Origin of the sequence: Pseudomonas sp. HD6515 (assembly GCF_024971855.1) — a bacterium.
Lineage (GTDB): Bacteria > Pseudomonadota > Gammaproteobacteria > Pseudomonadales > Pseudomonadaceae > Aquipseudomonas > Aquipseudomonas alloputida.
Genome location: NZ_CP079827.1, coordinates 3,504,051 through 3,518,204 on the forward strand (window position 1 = coordinate 3,504,051; position 14,154 = coordinate 3,518,204).

The window sequence follows — 14,154 nt, forward strand, 5'->3', positions numbered from 1 at the left end:
GGGTCCTGGCTTTGTTGGCGGACATCCTCTCACAGCCTGATGCGACTTGCTCGTCTGTCTTCAGGCCGGACGAATCAGGCGCCCTGCCCTACGCCAGCCACCGCCCCGCCGCGTGCCCGGCGCCGGGTCACCAGCACCCCTGAGCACACCACCAACACCGCCAGCACCATCGTCGAGACCACTTCCAGGCGATGATCCGGGCGGAACAGCATCAATACCAGTACGCCGCTGATGAACAGGATCACGCCCCAGGTCAGCCACGGGAACAGCCACATGCGGTAACCCAGTGTCTTGCCCTGTGCCGTGAGGCGCTGGCGCAGGCGCAGCTGGGAAATGGCGATGACCAGATACACCAGCAAGGCAATGGCACCGGAGCTGGCCATGAGGAAGCCAAACACCTGAGCCGGCACCAGGTAGTTGGCGATCACCGCCAAGAAGGCAGCCCCCGTCGACAACAAGACTGCCACCACGGGTGTACCACTGCGGCTGGTTATCTGGGCACAGGCCGGGGCATCACCCCGGCGGCTAAGCGAATAGACCATGCGCGAGGCGGTGTACAGCGACGAATTGAGGCAACTGGTCACCGACGTCAGCACCACGAAGTCGATGATGGCCTTGGCATTTGGCACGCCGAGGGTGTCCAGCACCGTGACATAAGAGCCTTCGGTCGCCAGGCGTGGGTCGGTCCACGGTACCAATGCGATGACGATGAAGATCGACAGGATGTAGAACAGCGTTATCCGCCAGATCACCGAATTGGTGGCCTTGGAAATATGCTTGCCCGCCTCGTCGGATTCAGCCGCAGCGATGGTCACCACCTCGGCCCCGAGGAACGAGAACATGGTGATCAGCATCGCGCTCAGCACCGCACCAAAGCCGTTGGGCATGAAGCCCCCCGTATCCCACAGGCGCGAGACGCCGCTGACGCCGGACCCCGGCAACAGGCCGAAAATGGCGCAAACACCCAGGGCGATGAAGCTGACGATGGCCACCACCTTGACCAGTGCCAACCAGAACTCGAACTCACCGTAATTCTTCACGCTGAACAGGTTGGTGGCCGTCAGCAGCAACGTGATCACCAACGACAACACCCAGATCTCCATCTGCGGGACCCAGGAGTTGATGATGGTAGCGGCGATATTGGCCTCGATCGGAATGATCAGCACCCAGAACCACCAGTACAGCCAACCGATGGTGTAACCGGCCCATTTGCCGATGGCGAGGTCAGCGTAGGTTGAGAACGAGCCGGTGTCCGGGGAGGCAACCGCCATTTCGGCCAGCATGCGCATCACCAGCACCACCAGGCCGCCCGCCAGGATATAGGCCAGGATGGTGGCAGGCCCCGCTTCGGCGATGGCGCGGCCAGAGCCGACAAACAGCCCGGCGCCGATCACGCCGGCAATGGACAGCATGGTGACATGCCGTGATTTCAATCCATGACTCAAATTGTTCTTGTGGGTTTGCATGGTGCTACCTTGTTGTTTTTGTCATGCCCACGCGGGGGCCGCCGGCTGCACGTCACCGACGCAGGCGCGAAAAAGCCCGCCCTGCCCTGAATGGTGAGCAGGGCAGTACGGGTTGAGTAAAACGAAACCGCAGGAGGTGTTACCGGGGTGTCAGCTGGCAGCCCTCTGGTTGGCCGACAGGTCGGCCTTGGGGAAGCTGCCGCCCTGTAGGCCGACCTGCTCGCACACCTTCTCGACGATGTAGGCGCCGATCGGGATGGCCGAGGTAGCAGCTGGCGACGGTGCGTTGCACACGTTGACACTGCGTGCGGTGTTGACGAACAGGAAATCGTCGATCAGCTTGCCGTCGCGCGACACCGCCTGGGCACGCACGCCGGCCGGGTAAGGTGTGAGGTCGGCTTTGGTAATGCTCGGGCAGTACTTCTGCACCTGCTTGAGGTACCCGCCCTTGAACAGCGAGTTCTTCATCTCGATCAGGCCCGGGCGGAAGTTCTTCGCCAGCACCTTGAGGATGCCGGGCGTGGTCAGGGTCTGGAACAGGTCGCTGGGGCTGACATCGGTCTTGCGGTAGCCCTCGCGCTTCATCGCCAGCACGGCGTTGGGGCCTACGGTGACGGTGCCGTCGATCATGCGGGTCAGGTGCACCCCCAGGAAGGGCATCGACGGGTCGGGAATCGGGTAGATCAGGTGGTTGACGATCTGATTGTGCTGCTTGGGCAGCAGGTAGTATTCGCCACGGAACGGGCAGATCACGAATTCGGTACGCAGACCGAGCATGCTCACCACGCGGTCGGCCATCAGCCCCGAGCAGGTCACCAGGAAACGGCTGCGCAATTCATCGCGCTGGGTGCGCACGATCACTTCATTTGCCTGTTCCTGCAGGCCAACCACTTCTGCGCCATAGCGGATTTCGCCGCCGGCACGCTGGAACTCTGCGCCCATCGCAGCGGTGACCTGGGCGTAGTTGACGATGCCGCTGGACGGCACGAAGATGCCCCCCATACCGACGATGTTGGGCTCACGCTCGCGCAACTCGGCAGCCGACAGCCAGTAGCGTTCCAGGCCATTGGCCGCCGTGCGCTCCCACAGCGCCTTCATGCGCTGCATTTCCAGATCGTTGGTGGCGACCAGCAGCTTGCCGCACTCATCGAAATGAATGCCGTGCCGGGTGCAGAAGGCTTTGGTCGCCTTGTTGCCTTCCAGGCAGAAGCGCGCCTTGAGGCTGCCGGGGGTGTAATACACGCCGGCGTGGATCACGCCACTGTTATGGCCGGTCTGATGGCGGGCCGGGCCGGACTCTTTCTCCAGCAGGAGAATCTTCGCGTCCGGGTAGACCTTGATCAGGTGCATGGCCGTGGACATGCCCACAATCCCGCCGCCAATAATGATGAAATCGTACACAGCCTTACCTCACACGCAGGCATTGCCTGGCAGGCTCACCAAGGCCCGCACGGGGCCTGGTGGCATTGTTTTGTGCAAAAACGCGTGGGCGAGCGCCCGCCCCGCGCCCTGTCATTATTGCCCGCGCTGGTACAGCGGCTTGGGGAAGGCGACGTAACCACGCTGGCGCATCAGTTCGCGGCGCAGGCCCTCGTGCGGGGTGAAGCGATCGCGGCCATGCAGCCAGAACAGGTTGTTGATCAGCAGGAAACTGCCTACGCCTACCGGTACCGAGACCTTCTTGCCGCTGCCTTCCAGCGACTCGGACAAGGCGTTCAGCCAGATACCTTCCTCGTAGTTTTCCGGCTGCACGAACTGGTCAATGTAGCGCATGGTCGGCCGGCCTTCGGTATCGGTGTCGAATACCGAATGGAACACATCTTCGGCAACCTTTTTGCTCGGCGGTGCGGTCCAGCGCATTTCGCGACGGGCCATCGGATGACGGAAGAACGCCTCGCACTGCTCCCAGTCGTCCAGGTGCAGCAGCAGCGAGTTGCCGCCTTCCATGTTCTTTTCGTCGATCTTCAGCATCAGCACATAGTCGGTGATCTGGTTCACGAACGTGCCGTCGTTGTGCAGTTCCATGACCCGGTGCGGCTGGCGCAGGTAGCTGTCGGAGTTGTCGCTGTTGACCACCACGAAGCGCGCATAGAACTGGCCACTCATGGCGTCATAGTTGGAACGGCCGATCAGGTGAGCGCAGGCGGTGGTGAACTTGACCATGTCTTCGGCCTGGCTCACGTCATCCAGGCCGATCGGGGTGATCAGCATGCCGCCTGTGGCGCGGTCGAGGATGGTGTTGAGCAGCACCGGGCGCAGCGTGCCCTGGCACAGCTCGTCAAGGATTTCGCCTACACGAAAACGCAGGAACGACTTGTACTCCAATGCCTGCACCGGCCATTGGGCAACGGCCTGCACGAACGCTTCGACAGTTTCCCGGGCAAAGGTCAGTTCCAGCAGGCGCGGCGACTGTTTCGAGGGGGCGATGGTGTAGCCCTGCGGTTCGAGAGGCAGTGGCATGACAAGTTCGTCGATCTGCGTAAAGGCGTTCATGGCAGTGTCCTGGCTAAAAAAGTAGGTGGCGCCGTCCGGTCATGACCTGGATCAGTGCGGGCGAGGTAAAAATATCGCCACTAACTAAAAATGTCTACATTTTTATGTTTCAACGACACTAACCGCGTTTGTCCATTGTTTTTCGTCGGCAGAGGGTTTCGGTATGATCGGCAAAACGTTTTGAGGAACAGGATCTTGGAAGCGCTCGCCCCCCGACAAAACTCAGCATTCAGCGGGTATGAGAGGCTCAAGAAGGACATCATCCGCGGGGTGTTCAAGCCCGGTGAAAAGCTATTGATGAGCGCCCTCAAGGAACGCTACGACCTGGGTGTGGGCCCGCTGCGCGAAGCACTGTCGCAACTGGTGGCCGAGCACCTGGTCAACGCGATCAGCCAGAAAGGCTACCGGGTAGCGCCCATGTCGCTGGATGAGATGAACGACATCTATGACGCCCGCGCCAACCTGGAAGCGATGATCATTGCCTTGGCCATCGAGCGCGGCGACGACGCCTGGGAGGCGTCGGTGCTGGCCCACTCGCATACCTTGGCCAAGGTGGTGGAAGTGAAAACCCGCGAGCAGCGGCTGGATGTGTGGGACGAGCGGCACAAGGCGTTCCATACTGCCATTGCCTCGGGCTGCGGCTCCAAGCACCTGCTGCAGGCACGCACCTACCTGTTCGACCAGGCCGAGCGCTACCGCCACCTGTGGCTGACGCAGACGGTGTTTTCCGAACAGGCGCTGGCGCTCAAGCGCCAGGAGCATGCGGCACTGGTCGAGGTGATCCTCGCCCGGGATGCCAAAACTGCCAGCGCCATGATGCGCTCGCACCTGATGACACCGGTACCGATCATTGCGCAGATCATGCACGCCGAAGGCATCGGTGCCCGCTAGATGAATTTTTCTTAAATCGCCGGTTGTCTATTCTTTGGCACAATCAGTTCTCCATTAGATGCCCAGGAACCAGCATGCCTCGCGTACTGACCATCGAAGACGACGCCGTCACCGGCCAGGAAATCGTCGCCGAACTTACCAGCCACGGCCTGGAAGTGGATTGGGCCGACAATGGCCGTGAAGGCCTGGCCAAAGCCATTGCGGGCGGCTACGACCTGATCACCCTGGACCGCATGCTGCCCGAGGTGGACGGCCTGACCATCGTCACCACCCTGCGCAACCTCAAGATCGCTACGCCGATCCTGATGATCAGCGCCCTCTCCGACGTCGATGAGCGGGTGCGCGGCCTGCGTGCCGGCGGGGACGACTACCTGACCAAGCCGTTCGCCTCCGACGAAATGGCTGCGCGAGTCGAGGTACTGCTGCGCCGTAACAGCGTCCCCATGACCCAGACCCGCTTGCAGGTTGCCGATCTGCAGCTGGACCTGATCAGCCACGAAGCGCGCCGCGGTGACAACACCCTCAACCTGTTGCCCACCGAATACAAGCTGCTGGAGTACCTGATGCGCCACAGCGGCCAGGTGATCACGCGGATGATGATTTTCGAGGAGGTCTGGGGCTATCACTTCGACCCGGGCACCAACCTGATCGACGTGCACATTGGCCGCCTGCGCAAAAAGATCGACTCACCCGGCCAGTCGCCGCTGATCCGTACGGTACGGGGCTCCGGCTATGCCATTGCTGAACCCGTCTAAAGGCTGGAGCTCTTCGACCAGCCGCCTGCTGGCGCTGTACAGCTTTCTGTTCGTGGCCTGGAGCAGCATCCTCATGGGGGTGCTGTACTTCGAGGTATCCAGCTACCTGAACAAACTCACCCGTCACTCCATGCTGCAACGCCAGCACCTGTTCGCCCACATGAGCGGCAAGCAACTGGACGACGCCCTGATTGCCAGCCAGGCCTTCGAGGAGCGCAGCTTTGACGCCTACGGCCTGTTCGATAGCCAGCTCAACCCGATTGGCGGCACCGTGCGAGCCTTGCCCCCAGAGCTCAGACTGGACGGCAAGATCCATGAATTGGAACGCTGCCTGGATGCCGACGACCCACGCATGCCCCGCGACAGCTGCGACGCGGTGGCAATCAAGGTACAGGATGGCCGGTGGCTGGTGCTGGTGCGTGACAATGGCTCGTTGTTCGTGGTTACCCGGATCATCCTGCACGCCCTGCTCTGGGGCATCTCGCTGACCCTGATCCCGGGTTTTGCCGGTTGGTACCTGCTACGGCGCAGGCCGCTCAAGCGTATACGGGCGATCCAGGCCCAGGCCGAACTGATCGTCGCCGGCGACCTGACCCACCGCCTGCCACTGTCGGCCCGCCGCGACGAACTGGACATGCTTGCGGCGATCGTCAATGCCATGCTCGACCGTATCGAACGGCTGATGCATGAGGTCAAGGGTGTATGCGACAACATTGCCCATGACCTGCGCACACCGCTGACCCGTCTGCGCGCCCAGCTGTACCGTATTCGCCAGCAAAGCGACGTGGATTCTGCGCAAGCCGAAGCGCTGGACCAGGCCATCGGCGAAACCGACACCTTGATGGCGCGCTTTCGCGGGTTGTTACGCATCAGCGAGCTGGAAGACCGCCAGCGCCGCGCCGGCTTCGTCCAGCTTGACCCGCATGAACTGCTGGTAGAACTGCACGATTTTTACCTGCCATTGGCCGAAGATGGCGGCATTCATCTGCAATTGCACCAACCTGCGCAGCTACCGGCACTGCACGGCGATCGCGAGCTTCTGTTCGAGGCGTTGGCGAATCTGGTGGGCAACGCGATCAAGTTTACGCCCGAGGGTGGTCGGGTGCGCATAAGCGCCACGCTGGATGACAACGGCGTGCACATGGCGATCGAGGATAGCGGGCCAGGTATTCCCGAAGAAGAGCGGACGGCCGTACTGAAACGGTTCTATCGTAGCGATGAAGGCCACCGCCATGCCGGCTTCGGGCTGGGGTTGTCGATCGTGGCGGCAATCGTCGACCTGCATGGGTTCGGGCTGGAGATTGGTGAAAGCGAATTGGGTGGGGCCAGGCTGGTATTGCACTGCCCGCTTGCGAGTCTAGCGAAGTAAAAGCAGGGGCCGCTTTGCGACCCTTCGCGGGCACGCCCGCTCCCACAGGGATAGCGCACACTTGAAATGTCGCGCCAACCTGTGGGAGCGGGCATGCCCGCGAAGGGCTGCAACGCAGCCCCAGTTGCTTTAGTCAGCCAGGCGCCAGGTCGTCGTGCCCTTGCTGTCTTCCAGCACTACACCCATGGCGGTCAGCTCATCGCGAATGCGGTCCGACTCGGCCCAGTTCTTGTCCGCACGCGCCTGCAGGCGCGCCTGGATCAAGCCCTCGACTTCAGCCGCATCGACCTTGCCTTCGGCACCGGCACGCAGGAAGTCATCGGCCTCCAGCTGCAGCACACCCAGCACATCACCCAGCTCGCGCAGTCGACCGGCCAGGCCAGCAGCAGCCTCCACGTCGCTGTCGCGAAGGCGGTTGATCTCGCGCACCAGGTCGAACAGAACGGCACAGGCTTCGGGGGTGCCGAAGTCGTCGTTCATCGCCACGCTGAAGCGCTCGACAAACGCTTCGCCACCCTTGGCCGCCACCCGTGGCAGGCCGCGCAGGGCGTGGTAGAAGCGCTCCAGCGCGCCCTTGGCGTCACGCAGGCTGTCTTCCGAGTAGTTGATCGCGCTGCGGTAGTGGCTGGCCACCAGCAGGTAGCGCACCACCTCCGGGTGGTACTTCTCGAGCACGTCGCGGATGGTGAAGAAGTTGTTCAACGACTTGGACATCTTCTCGCCGTTGATACGGATCATGCCGCAATGCATCCAGGCGTTGGCGTACTGCTTGCCGGTGGCCGCCTCGCTCTGGGCAATCTCGTTCTCGTGGTGCGGGAACTCCAGGTCGCTGCCGCCGCCGTGAATGTCGAAGCTCTCGCCCAGGCAGCAGGTGGACATGACCGAGCACTCGATGTGCCAGCCCGGGCGACCCGGGCCCCATGGCGATTCCCAGCTTGGCTCGCCCGGCTTGACGCCCTTCCACAGGACGAAGTCGAGCGGGTCCTGCTTGGCTTCGTCGACCTCGATGCGTGCACCGATACGCAGGTCTTCGATCTTCTTGCGCGACAGCTTGCCGTAGCCGACGAACTTGCCGACCCGGTAGTACACATCGCCATTGCCTGGCGCGTAGGCGTACCCTTTGTCGATCAGGGTCTGGATCATCGCGTGCATGCCAGCGATATGGTCGGTGGCACGCGGCTCCTGGTCCGGCGGCAGAATGTTCAGGCGGCGCTCGTCTTCGTGCATCGCGTCGATCATGCGGGCGGTCAGGGCGTCGAAACTTTCGCCGTTCTCGTTCGCCCGGTTGATGATCTTGTCATCGATGTCGGTGATGTTGCGCACATAGGTCAACTCGTAGCCGCTCTTGCGCAGCCAGCGGGTGACCAGGTCGAACGCCACCATGCTGCGGCCATGGCCCAGGTGGCAGTAGTCGTACACGGTCATGCCGCACACGTACATGCGCACCTTGTTGCCATCCAGCGGCTTGAAGACTTCCTTGGTTTTGCTCAGGGTGTTGTAGATGGTAAGCACGGCGGTTCCTCAGCTGCCCCAGGAGTCACGCAGGGTGACAGTGCGGTTGAACACCGGGCGACCCGGCTGGCTGTCTTTCAGGTCGGCGCAGAAGTAGCCTTCACGCTCGAACTGGAAGCGGTCCTCGGGCTGCGCCTGGGCCAGCGACGGCTCGGCACGGCACCCGCTGAGTACTTGCAGCGAAGCCGGGTTGATGTTGTCCAGGAAGCTGCCGCCCTCCTCGGTCTTTTCCGGGTTCGGCGAGCGGAACAGGCGGTCGTACAGGCGCACTTCGCACTCAACGCTGCCCTCGGCCGGCACCCAGTGGATCACGCCCTTGACCTTGCGGCCTTCAGGGTTTTTGCCCAGGGTGTCGGGGTCGTACGAGCAACGCAGTTCGACGATATTGCCGTCGGCGTCCTTGATGGCTTCGTCAGCACGAATCACGTAGCTGCCGCGCAGGCGCACTTCACCGGCCGGTTCCAGGCGCTTGTAGCCCTTCGGCGGTTCTTCCATGAAGTCGTCGCGGTCGATGTACAGCTCGCGGGAGAACGGCAGCACACGCACGCCCATGTCTTCCTTCGGGTGACGTGGCAGCTCAAGCTGCTCGACCTGGCCTTCAGGGTAGTTGGTGATGACCACTTTCAGCGGGCGCAGCACACACATCGCGCGTGGCGCGGTGCGGTCCAGGTCGTCACGGATGCTGAACTCGAGCATCGACATGTCGACCACACCGTCGGAACGGTTGGTGCCGATCATTTCGCAGAAGTTGCGGATCGAAGCCGGCGTGTAGCCACGGCGACGGAAGCCGGACAAGGTCGACATGCGTGGGTCGTCCCAGGCATCGACGTGCTTCTCGTCCACAAGCTGCTTGAGCTTGCGCTTGGAGGTAATGGTGTAGTTCAGGTTCAGGCGGCTGAACTCGTACTGGCGCGGGTGTGCCGGCACCGGCAGGTTGTCTAGGAACCAGTCGTACAGCGGACGATGCCCTTCGAACTCCAGGGTGCAGATCGAGTGGGTAATGCCCTCGATGGCGTCCGACTGGCCGTGGGTGAAGTCGTAGTTGGGGTAGATGCACCACTTGTCGCCGGTCTGGTGGTGGTGGGCATGGCGAATGCGGTACAGGATAGGGTCGCGCAGGTTCATGTTTGGCGAGGCCATGTCGATCTTGGCCCGCAGCACACGCTCGCCGTCCTGGAATTCGCCAGCCTTCATGCGGGCGAACAGGTCGAGGTTTTCTTCCACGCTGCGCTCGCGGAACGGGCTGTTCTTGCCCGGTTCCTTGAGGTTGCCGCGGTATTCCTTGGCTTGCTCAGGGGTGAGGTCGCAGACGTAGGCCTTGCCGCGCTTGATCAGCTCGACCGCCCAGTCGTGCAACTGGTCGAAATAGTCGGAGGCATAGCGCACGTCGCCGGCCCAGTCGAAGCCCAGCCACTTCACATCGCTCTGGATGGCGTCGATGTACTCCTGGTCTTCCTTGGCCGGGTTGGTATCGTCGAAGCGCAGGTGGCAGACGCCGCCGAATTCCTTGGCCAGGCCGAAGTTGACGCAGATCGACTTGGCGTGGCCAATGTGCAGATAACCATTGGGCTCCGGCGGGAAACGGGTGACGATACTGCTGTGCTTGCCCGAGTCCAGGTCGGCCTGGATGATCGGCCGCAGGAAGTTCGCAGGGACAGCGGGGGCGCCTTTGGCAGCGGCGTTGGGCGCGTTGTCGGCAGTGGGCTTGCTCATAGGATCCTTGAATGCGTGTGTCCAGCCTGGGTAGGCCGATTGAATCAAAGGGCCTATCATAGCCGAAGCAGTCAAGCTGCTGACAGCCGCGCCCGGACAAACTGATGTGATTTATCACGGCTTTTTGCCGCAGCCTGGCAAAATGGCCAGTGCGCGCCATGTGTCGTGATCGCCTGAACATACGTCAGGTGATAACCGGCGCCCTGCGCACCCTAATTTCTGATTGCCTTGAAAGAGCGAGTTTCAGCATGTCCAAAGTCAAACTGACCACCAACCACGGCGACATCGTCCTGCAACTGGACGCCGAGAAAGCGCCACTGACTACCGAAAACTTCGTTCAGTACGTCAAGGACGGCCACTACAATGGCACCGTATTCCACCGTGTGATCAAAGGCTTCATGATCCAGGGCGGCGGCTTCGAGGCCAGCATGAGCCAGAAGAAAACCCGCGCCAGCATCCAGAACGAAGCCGACAACGGCCTGAAGAACAAGAAGTACAGCATTGCCATGGCCCGTACCATGGAGCCGCACTCCGCCTCGGCGCAGTTCTTCATCAACGCCTCCGACAACGACTTCCTCAACCACAGCGGCAAGAACGTGCAAGGCTGGGGTTATGCCGTATTCGGTGAAGTGATCGAAGGCCGTGAAGTGGTCGACGCCATCGAAAAAGTGGCCACCGGTTCCAAAGCTGGCCACCAGGACGTACCGAAGGACGACGTGATCATCGAGAAAGCCGAGATCATTGAGTGATTCTGCTGATCTCTGATCTGCACCTGCAAGAAGAACGCCCGGATATTTCCCGGGCGTTTCTTGATCTGCTAGACGGCCGCGCCCGCCACGCCAAGGCCCTGTACATCCTTGGTGACTTCTTCGAAGCGTGGATTGGCGACGATGCCATGACGCCCTTCCAGCAGTCGATCTGCCAGGCCATGCGCCGGCTGAGCGACAGTGGCACGGCCATCTACCTGATGCATGGCAACCGTGACTTCCTGATTGGCCAGGCCTTCTGCGATGCCGCTGGTTGCACCTTGTTGCACGACCCCAGCGTGATCGAGCTGGGCGGTGAACAGGTGCTGCTGATGCATGGCGACACCCTGTGCACCCGCGACCTGGGCTACATGAAGATGCGCCGCCTGCTGCGCAATCCGCTGAGCTTGTGGATCCTGCGCCACCTGCCGCTGTCGGCCCGCTACAGGCTGGCGCGCAAGCTGCGCAATGAAAGCCGTACACAAACGCGGATGAAGTCCACTGAGATTGTCGACGTCACGCCGGAAGAAGTACCCAAGGTGATGGCGGCGCATGGCGTGCGCACCCTGGTGCATGGCCATACCCATCGGCCAGCGATTCACAAGCTGGTGGTCGATGGCCAACCGGCACGGCGTATCGTGCTGGGCGACTGGGATCGCCGCGGTTGGGCCTTGCAGGTTGACGAGCAGGGCTTTCAGTTGGCGCCGTTCGAGTTTTCCTGACATTACAGGGTCTCGCGGGCAAGCCCGCAGGCCCCTGTAGGAGCGGGTTTACCCGCGAATGGGCCGGCGCAGGCTGACGCCTCAGGGCTGGCTGACTACCGCCCCCTTGTCCCGCTCACTGATCACCACTTCCCGATACGCCGGGTCTGCCTTGATCTGAGCTTCGGTAAACGGAATCACCGCCAGTTGCTTGGCCGCAAATGCCTTGGTCTGGTCACTGGCATGCGCCGAAGCCTTCTCACTCGACTGGGAAAACGCAAGCAGGCCACGGGCGTCTGGCCCCTTGTCGGTAAAGCTGACCAGTTGCAGGTAGCTGGTGCCACTCACCACCAGCCGCTTGCCCTGCCCGTGCGGCACGCTGTAGATCGCGTTGTACACCCCTAGCGCCTGCGGGCCGCCCGGTACCGGCGTACCATCAAGGGCCTGTTGCACCTGCCCCCAGCGCGCTTCCCCGGCCACGCCACTTTCACTGACCTGCTTGAGCGACGCCAGTGCTGCCTGATGTACCAACCTGCTCACCGCCGCCTGCTCGACAGCCAGGCCGCGCGGGGTGTGCTGCGGGTCGGCCGGGTTGAATGCCACTCGCCAACTTTCCGGGTGCTCGGCCAGCGCATTGAACAGGTTCTGGAAGTGCACCAGGCCCATACCACTGTCGAGGTCGGCCTTGCCGTTCCAGGCGGTCAGGCTGCTGCACACGGCCTGCACATCTGCGCTGGCACCCTTGCACCATTGCAGCAGGTCTGGCAACACCAGGCTGGCCAGGTACACCTCGTCATCGGTGACCATGCGCTGCAGTTCATCTACACCTAACCGGGCTTTGCCCTGCAGGCGCTGCAAGGCAAAGCGGCCACGCATGCCCAGCGGCTGATCATTACGGCTGACCAGTGGAGAGTAGCCGGTCAGCGGCTGCGCCGGGTTGGCCATCCAGGCCGGGTCGTTGGAGTTCTGAACGAAGTCTTCACGCTCCAGGCTTGGCAGCAGCCGCGCCGGGAAGATGCCCGGTTGCGCCGCCTGCGCGTCAACCTTCCACTGGCATGCGCTCCGCGAGCCATCCAGCACCACCAGGCGCCCTTGTGCCTGCGGGTTGCTGCAGGTATCCAACAGTTGCTGGTCAACATAGGGCACTACCGACTGGTTCAGGTACAAGGCCCGCCCTCCCTCGTCCACGGCCAGCGTGTTGACCCAAGGGATACCTTGCAACTGCTCGACCGATCCCTTCAATGCCGCCAGGCTGTCGGCTCGGTTGATCTGGTACCACTGCTGCAACACCCGCGAGTTCTCAAGGTTGGCGTCTCGCACGCTGTAGGCCGCCTGCGCATCCCAGTCCAGGCGGCCTGGCCATTGCACCACCGGGCCGAACTGCGAACTGTAGACCGGCCGCTCAATCTGGCTCAGGCTGCCATCCGTGCCCTTGACCGCCACACGGATGGTTTGCCGGGCCATCGGCAGCGACTTGCCATCGAGCACATAGCGGGTCGGGTCTTTGGGGTCGAGTTGCAGACGGTAGAGCGTGAAGTGCTTGGAGGTGTCGACGGTGTGCGTCCACGCCAGGTGCTGGTTGAAACCGATGTTGACCACCGGCAGGCCCGGTAGCGCCGCGCCCATCACATCAAGCTGGCCGGGAATGGTCAGTTGCATCTGGTAGAAGCGCATGCCGCCCATCCACGGGAAGTGCGGGTTGGCCAGCAACAGGCCGCGGCCATTGGCTGAACGCTGCGCGCCTACTGCCACCGCATTGCTGCCGCGCTCCGCGGCGAACCGCTCCTGCCGGGCCAACGCGCTGGCAAAGCCCGCGGATGATTGCTGACGGGCCAGCGTTGGCGGTTGCGCCCCTGCCAACGCCTCAACGAACTGCCCGACACCGCCCTCGGCCAGTAAACGGCGGGTCAGTTTGACCAGATCCTGGCTGCTGATGGGCCGCACCCACTCACCATCGCCACACTCGGCGGGCAGCCCTTGACGACGGCGTTCGACCAACGCCCGGTTGTAGCCGCTGGCGTATCCCGCCAGCAATGCCTGCACCGGCGCAGGTTGCGCCTGCAGGAAGGCATCGACCGCCGCTGGGCTATTGAGCCAGGTGAAGAACAGGTCGCTGGTCAGGTTGTCACGCTGCTCCAGGGTCTTGCCCTTGGCGCCGAAATAGCGTGAGCGCTCACCGCTCACGGTCAGCACTTCATTGGCGAGCAGGCATAGGTTGTCCTGGGCGTAGGCATAGCCGACGCCATAGCCCAGGCCACGCTCATCCTTGGCCACGATATGCGGTACGCCGTATCGGGTATAGCGGATCTGGGCACTGGCGTCGGCTATCGCGGGCTGCGCCTGCACACCGACGCTGAAGGCCACCAGGGCAGCGGCCAGGCCGGCGCAAGTCATGGGACGGCAAAGTGGAAACACGGGCACTCCTCGGGTTCGGGGGTCATCCCGATCAGACGAATGGCCAGATGAATATTTTACGTATTACAAGGCGATGGAACGTCTTGATGAGAA

11 protein-coding genes are annotated in these 14,154 nt (G+C 62.3%); 5 read left to right on the plus strand and 6 right to left on the minus strand.

The genetic code is table 11. The features are described from left to right. Positions 1–74: 74 nt before the first annotated feature. From gabP to glaH, 3 genes are all read right to left on the minus strand, one after another. A complete protein-coding gene (gene gabP / locus KW568_RS16205) occupies positions 75–1,466 on the minus strand; it encodes a GABA permease (RefSeq protein ID WP_012052530.1) in 1,392 nt (463 codons plus the stop codon). Positions 1,467–1,616: 150 nt separating this feature from the next. Then, complete coding sequence (gene lhgO, locus KW568_RS16210) at positions 1,617–2,867, minus strand: L-2-hydroxyglutarate oxidase (protein ID WP_003248081.1); 1,251 nt, start codon at positions 2,865–2,867, stop codon at positions 1,617–1,619. Between the two features lie 114 nt (positions 2,868–2,981). Further along, positions 2,982–3,959 carry a glutarate dioxygenase GlaH gene (gene glaH / locus KW568_RS16215; protein WP_003248080.1) on the minus strand — a complete coding sequence of 326 codons (978 nt, stop codon included), beginning with the start codon at positions 3,957–3,959 and terminating at the stop codon, positions 2,982–2,984. 195 nt (positions 3,960–4,154) lie between these two features. Between glaH and csiR the strand changes: the two genes are divergently transcribed. From csiR to KW568_RS16230, 3 genes are all read left to right on the plus strand, one after another. Further along, positions 4,155–4,850, plus strand: coding sequence for a DNA-binding transcriptional regulator CsiR (gene csiR, locus KW568_RS16220; RefSeq protein ID WP_003248079.1), 696 nt, complete (start codon positions 4,155–4,157; stop codon positions 4,848–4,850). A gap of 74 nt (positions 4,851–4,924) precedes the next feature. Then, positions 4,925–5,605 (plus strand): response regulator transcription factor, encoded by a 681-nt coding sequence (locus KW568_RS16225; RefSeq protein WP_003248078.1) that lies wholly within the window; start codon positions 4,925–4,927, stop codon positions 5,603–5,605. Further along, a complete protein-coding gene (locus tag KW568_RS16230; RefSeq protein ID WP_003248076.1) occupies positions 5,583–6,974 on the plus strand; it encodes a HAMP domain-containing sensor histidine kinase in 1,392 nt (463 codons plus the stop codon). The genes KW568_RS16225 and KW568_RS16230 overlap by 23 nt, the downstream gene beginning before the upstream one ends. Before the next feature lie 129 nt (positions 6,975–7,103). On the opposite strand, the gene cysS is transcribed toward KW568_RS16230, so the two are convergent. Continuing rightward, positions 7,104–8,486, minus strand: coding sequence for a cysteine--tRNA ligase (gene cysS, locus KW568_RS16235; protein ID WP_003248075.1), 1,383 nt, complete (start codon positions 8,484–8,486; stop codon positions 7,104–7,106). Positions 8,487–8,495: 9 nt separating this feature from the next. Beyond that, complete coding sequence (locus tag KW568_RS16240; RefSeq protein WP_003248073.1) at positions 8,496–10,199, minus strand: glutamine--tRNA ligase/YqeY domain fusion protein; 1,704 nt, start codon at positions 10,197–10,199, stop codon at positions 8,496–8,498. A gap of 248 nt (positions 10,200–10,447) precedes the next feature. On the opposite strand from KW568_RS16240, the gene KW568_RS16245 reads away from it, so the two are divergent. Further along, positions 10,448–10,948, plus strand: a complete 501-nt coding sequence (locus tag KW568_RS16245) for a peptidylprolyl isomerase (protein WP_004576709.1) — start codon at positions 10,448–10,450, stop codon at positions 10,946–10,948. Further along, complete coding sequence (locus KW568_RS16250) at positions 10,945–11,667, plus strand: UDP-2,3-diacylglucosamine diphosphatase (RefSeq protein WP_004576710.1); 723 nt, start codon at positions 10,945–10,947, stop codon at positions 11,665–11,667. Before KW568_RS16245 ends, KW568_RS16250 begins: the two co-directional genes overlap by 4 nt. 81 nt (positions 11,668–11,748) lie before the next feature. Here KW568_RS16250 and KW568_RS16255 read toward each other — a convergent pair whose 3' ends face one another. After that, positions 11,749–14,040 (minus strand): acylase, encoded by a 2,292-nt coding sequence (locus KW568_RS16255; protein ID WP_004576711.1) that lies wholly within the window; start codon positions 14,038–14,040, stop codon positions 11,749–11,751. Positions 14,041–14,154: the final 114 nt, after the last annotated feature.